The sequence below is a fragment of the Mycobacterium sp. shizuoka-1 genome (assembly GCF_002723835.1).
In the GTDB taxonomy this organism is placed as follows: domain Bacteria; phylum Actinomycetota; class Actinomycetes; order Mycobacteriales; family Mycobacteriaceae; genus Mycobacterium.
Map to the genome: position 1 here is coordinate 1 of NZ_BEWG01000042.1, position 4,368 is coordinate 4,368.

General features: G+C 67.5%; 7 protein-coding genes and 1 pseudogene. 6 read left to right on the forward strand and 2 right to left on the reverse strand.

Translation table 11 applies throughout. The annotated features are described in order from the left end of the window. Together MSZK_RS32340 and MSZK_RS13775 are read left to right on the forward strand one after the other, a co-directional pair. A pseudogene (locus MSZK_RS32340) lies at positions 1 to 388 on the forward strand (hypothetical protein); the annotation flags it as partial. Positions 389 to 441: 53 nt separating this feature from the next. Then, positions 442 to 819, forward strand: coding sequence for a RidA family protein (locus MSZK_RS13775; protein ID WP_099248694.1), 378 nt, complete (start codon positions 442 to 444; stop codon positions 817 to 819). Here the strand turns inward: MSZK_RS13775 and MSZK_RS13780 are convergent. After that, positions 795 to 1,160 carry a DUF952 domain-containing protein gene (locus tag MSZK_RS13780; protein ID WP_099248696.1) on the reverse strand — a complete coding sequence of 122 codons (366 nt, stop codon included), beginning with the start codon at positions 1,158 to 1,160 and terminating at the stop codon, positions 795 to 797. The two genes, MSZK_RS13775 and MSZK_RS13780, sit on opposite strands and share 25 nt — an antisense overlap. Positions 1,161 to 1,319: 159 nt before the next feature. Between MSZK_RS13780 and MSZK_RS13785 the strand changes: the two genes are divergently transcribed. Both MSZK_RS13785 and MSZK_RS13790 read left to right on the forward strand, forming a co-directional pair. Beyond that, complete coding sequence (locus MSZK_RS13785; RefSeq protein ID WP_099248698.1) at positions 1,320 to 1,511, forward strand: hypothetical protein; 192 nt, start codon at positions 1,320 to 1,322, stop codon at positions 1,509 to 1,511. A gap of 60 nt (positions 1,512 to 1,571) precedes the next feature. Further along, a complete protein-coding gene (locus MSZK_RS13790) occupies positions 1,572 to 2,555 on the forward strand; it encodes a YihY/virulence factor BrkB family protein (protein WP_099248700.1) in 984 nt (327 codons plus the stop codon). Here MSZK_RS13790 and MSZK_RS13795 read toward each other — a convergent pair. Continuing rightward, the gene (locus MSZK_RS13795; RefSeq protein ID WP_099248702.1) at positions 2,542 to 2,781 is read right to left on the reverse strand and encodes a DUF3039 domain-containing protein; all 240 of its coding nucleotides are present in this window, start codon (positions 2,779 to 2,781) and stop codon (positions 2,542 to 2,544) included. The genes MSZK_RS13790 and MSZK_RS13795 overlap by 14 nt on opposite strands. 59 nt (positions 2,782 to 2,840) lie before the next feature. Between MSZK_RS13795 and MSZK_RS13800 the strand changes: the two genes are divergently transcribed. Together MSZK_RS13800 and MSZK_RS13805 are read left to right on the forward strand one after the other, a co-directional pair. Further along, positions 2,841 to 3,242, forward strand: a complete 402-nt coding sequence (locus MSZK_RS13800; protein WP_199203331.1) for a DUF3099 domain-containing protein — start codon at positions 2,841 to 2,843, stop codon at positions 3,240 to 3,242. Positions 3,243 to 3,359: 117 nt separating this feature from the next. Further along, positions 3,360 to 4,349, forward strand: coding sequence for a sigma-70 family RNA polymerase sigma factor (locus tag MSZK_RS13805; RefSeq protein WP_255414214.1), 990 nt, complete (start codon positions 3,360 to 3,362; stop codon positions 4,347 to 4,349). Positions 4,350 to 4,368: the final 19 nt, after the last annotated feature.

A 4,368-nucleotide genomic window follows, 5' to 3' on the forward strand; every position in this document is an offset into this window, starting at 1 on the left:
GGGCGGCACCGGAGCGACCGGCGGCGCCGGCGGCAACGGCGGTACCGGCGGCTTCGGCGGCGTGAACTTCGACTTCGGCCAGAACAACACGGCCGGCGCCGGGGGCACCGGCGGCGCGGGCGGCGCCGGGGGTCTGGGTACGGCGAAGTCCGGCGGCCGCGGCGGATCGGGCGGCACCGGCGGCTTCGGCGGCAACGCCGAGAACGGGCAGACCAACACCGGCGGCGTCGGCGGCTCGGGCGGAGCCGGCGGCAAGGGCGGTTCGGGCGCCAACGGCGCCAACCCGGGCAGCGCCGGTGGTGCGGGTGGCACAGGGCAATCCCAGTCCGGCGGTGTCGGCGGCAAGGGCGGTCCCGGCGGCGGGGGCGGCACGGGCGGCGCCGGCTGAGCCGCGCGTAATTCAGGTGCGTGGACAGCCCGCACCCACCTAACCTGACCGGCGTGGTCACCAGGGTGAAGCTGTCGTCGGAATCGGCCTACGAGCCTGAGGTCGGGTACTCCCGTGCGGTCCGTACCGGCGCCTGGATCTGGGTCGCCGGCACCACCGGGCCGGGCGTCGACCTAGCTGAGCAGACGCGAAATGCGTTGCAGCGCATCGATTCCTCGTTGCAGGCGCTCGGCGCCGCGCTGGCCGACGTCGTTCGTACCCGGATCTATGTCACCGACATCTCACGCTGGCGGGAGGTGGGCGCGGTCCATGCCGAGTTCTTCGGCACGGTCCGCCCGGCCTCGACCATGGTCGAGGTCTCGGCGCTGATCGAACCGCACCTGCTCGTAGAGATCGAAGCCGATGCCTACGTCGACGACTCGAACGGCTGAAACCGGCCGTCCGGCCCGGGCAGGTACGGGGTGACGCTTCTCACGGCGGCCGTCGGCAGCGGACCGTACAGGTGCGGGAACCTCATCGACTCGGGATCCGTTGACACTCCGGGTTCCCACCGCACGGGCGAGTCCAACACGTGCGGGTCGATGTGGAGCAGCACCAGGTCGGTGCGGCCGGCGAACAGCCGGTTGGCCGGCAGATGCACCTGCTCCGGCGTCGACAGGTGGACGAATCCGACTTCGGTCAGCGAGCCGGGGCAAAGTTCGCCGACGACCTCGGCGGCTGCCCAGTCCCGCTGTCCGCACAGGTGGAGTAAGAATTCCCGATTCGGGTACATACGACCACACTGCAGCACCCGCAACAGGACAGGGCGTGAGACACGACACAACGCTAAACCCCCGGGGAACAAGGCCGGAACAGCGAACGTCTGAGACAGTAGAGATACGTGACGGTGGCGCCGAGTCACCGAAGCGCTGAGCACCTTACGGAGGAGCCCATGAACGCAACCCTGACCAGTCCCGAATTGACCAGGGCTGATCGCTGCGACCGCTGCGGGGCCGCTGCCCGGGTGCGTGCCACGCTCCCCTCCGGCGCCGAACTCCTGTTCTGCCAGCACCACGCCAACGAGCATCAGGCGAAGCTCGTCGAGTTGGCCGCCGTGATCCAGGTCGCTCCGTCGGAGGCATAACCGCAACTCACGGCCACGTCGCTGGGCAGGACTGCCGTCGTCGGGAATGCTGGTCTGGTCATGACTGACCAACCCGCCAAACCCTCACGCCATCACATATGGCGGATCTCCAAACGGACGTTGTCCAAAAGTTGGGATGACTCGATCTTCTCCGAGTCGGCCCAGGCCGGATTCTGGTCGGTGCTGTCGCTGCCCCCCTTGCTGTTGGGGATGCTCGGCAGCTTGGCCTACATCGCCCCGCTGTTCGGTCCGGACACCCTGCCGACCATCGAGAACCAGCTGATCAACTTTGCCAACAGCTTCTTCTCCCGCAATGTCGTCAACGAGATCATCGAGCCGACGGTCCGCGACATCGTGGCGGGCGCCCGCGGCGAGGTGGTGTCACTGGGTTTCGTGATCAGCCTGTGGGCCGGCTCGTCGGCCATCTCGGCGTTCGTCGATTCGGTGGTCGAGGCCCACGACCAGACACCGCTGCGCCACCCCGTGCGGCAACGATTCTTCGCGTTGGGGCTCTACGTGGTGATGCTGGTGTTCGTCATCGCGGCGGCGCCGTTCATGGCCCTGGGCCCCCGCAAGATCTCGTCGTACCTGCCCGACAGCTGGGACAACGTCCTGCACTACGGCTACTACCCTGCTCTGATCCTGGCGCTGGTGCTGGCGGTGACCATCCTCTACCGGGTGTCGCTACCCAAGCCGCTGCCCACGCATCGCCTGGTGTGGGGCGCGCTGCTGGCCACCGCGGTGTTCGTGGTGGCGACCATGGGTCTGCGGTTCTACCTGACCTGGATCACCAGCACGGGCTACACCTACGGGGCGCTGGCGACGCCGATCGCGTTCCTGCTGTTCGCGTTCTTCCTCGGCTTCGCGATCATGATCGGGGCCGAACTGAACGCTGCGATCGAAGAGGAGTGGCCGGCCCCGACGCCGCACGCGGACCAAGTCCGAACATGGTTGCGGCACAAGGCGAAGTCCTTGAGCGACCGCGACAGCCAGGACGCACCGCCGCCGCAGGCCGAGGAGAAAGCCCCCGTCAGCCCTTCTTGAGGTGCTCGTAGATGCGCTTGCAGTCCGGGCAGACCGGCGAGCCCGGCTTGGCCGAGCGGGTCACCGGGAACACCTCGCCGCACAGCGCGACCACGTGGGTGCCCATCACGGCACTCTCGGCGATCTTGTCCTTCTTGACGTAGTGGAAGAACTTCGGCGCGTCGCCATCGGTACCGTCGTCGACGCGTTCGTCGGAGTCGGTCCGCTCGATCGTCTGGGTCTGCATGACAGACATTGTGCCCGGTAAGACAGCCGTAAGAAACCGGCCTGCATATCGATCGCGGAATGTGGAACAGTAGAGCCATGAGGCGTGAGCTCGGATTCGACGACGAAGGTCGGCCCGTGCTGATCACCGCCGCCGCCCCGGCTTACGAGGAGCAGCACCGCCAGCGGGTGCGGAAGTACTTGACCATCATGTCGTTTCGCATTCCCGCGCTGATCCTGGCGGCCGTGGCCTACGGCCTGTGGCACAACGGCCTGATCTCGCTGGCGATCATCGCGGTGTCGCTGCCGCTGCCGTGGATGGCAGTGCTGATCGCCAACGACCGCCCGCCGCGACGTGCCGAGGAACCGCGCCGGTTCAACGACGTCCCACAGCGCACCCCGCTGTTCCCGCGGGCCGAGCACCGCGCCCTCGATCCCGGGATCTCCGCGGCGCAACCGCATTCCGACCCCGGTTCCCACTGACCCCCGATCGGGTCGTTTCTCAGGACATTCTCAGGGCCTCGCCCCATTTCTGCACGTCAGAGGGTGTGAGACCACCGGCTCGCGGGAACTCTTTGCTCCGGTCGAACGTTGGACCGTTTGACAGTTGCAGCCGATCAGGAGGCCACCATGGCAAATGCCACCACCAGCCGCTTCGACAGCGACCTGGACGCCCAGAGTCCAGCCGCAGACCTGGTGCGCGTATACCTGAACGGCATCGGCAAGACCGCCTTGCTCACCGCCGAGGACGAGGTCGAGCTGGCCAAGCGCATCGAGGCCGGGCTGTATGCCCAGCATCTGCTGGAGACTCGCAAGCGGCTGTCCGACAACCGCAAGCGCGACCTCGCGGTCGTGGTCCGCGACGGGCAGGCCGCCCGTAGCCACCTGCTCGAAGCGAACCTGCGGCTGGTGGTCTCGCTGGCCAAGCGCTACACCGGCCGCGGCATGCCGCTGCTGGACCTGATCCAGGAGGGCAACCTCGGCCTGATCCGCGCGATGGAGAAGTTCGACTACAGCAAGGGCTTCAAGTTCTCCACCTACGCCACCTGGTGGATTCGCCAGGCCATCACCCGCGGTATGGCCGACCAGAGCCGCACCATCCGGCTGCCTGTGCACCTGGTGGAGCAGGTCAACAAGCTGGCCCGGATCAAGCGGGAGATGCACCAGAGCCTGGGCCGCGAAGCCACCGACGAAGAGTTGGCCGAAGAGTCGGGCATCCCGGTCGAGAAGATCAACGACCTGCTCGAGCACAGCCGCGACCCGGTGAGCCTGGACATGCCGGTCGGCAGCGACGAGGAAGCCCCGCTGGGCGACTTCATCGAGGATTCCGAAGCCATGTCGGCCGAGAACGCGGTGATCGCCGAGCTGCTGCACACCGACATCCGCCACGTGCTGGCCACGCTCGACGAGCGTGAGCAGCAGGTCATCCGGCTGCGCTTCGGTCTCGACGACGGCCAGCCCCGCACGCTCGACCAGATCGGCAAGCTGTTCGGCCTGTCCCGCGAGCGGGTCCGCCAGATCGAGCGCGAGGTGATGTCCAAGCTGCGCAACGGCGACCGGGCCGACCGTCTGCGGTCCTACGCCAGCTGATCAACCCCCTCAGTGTGCC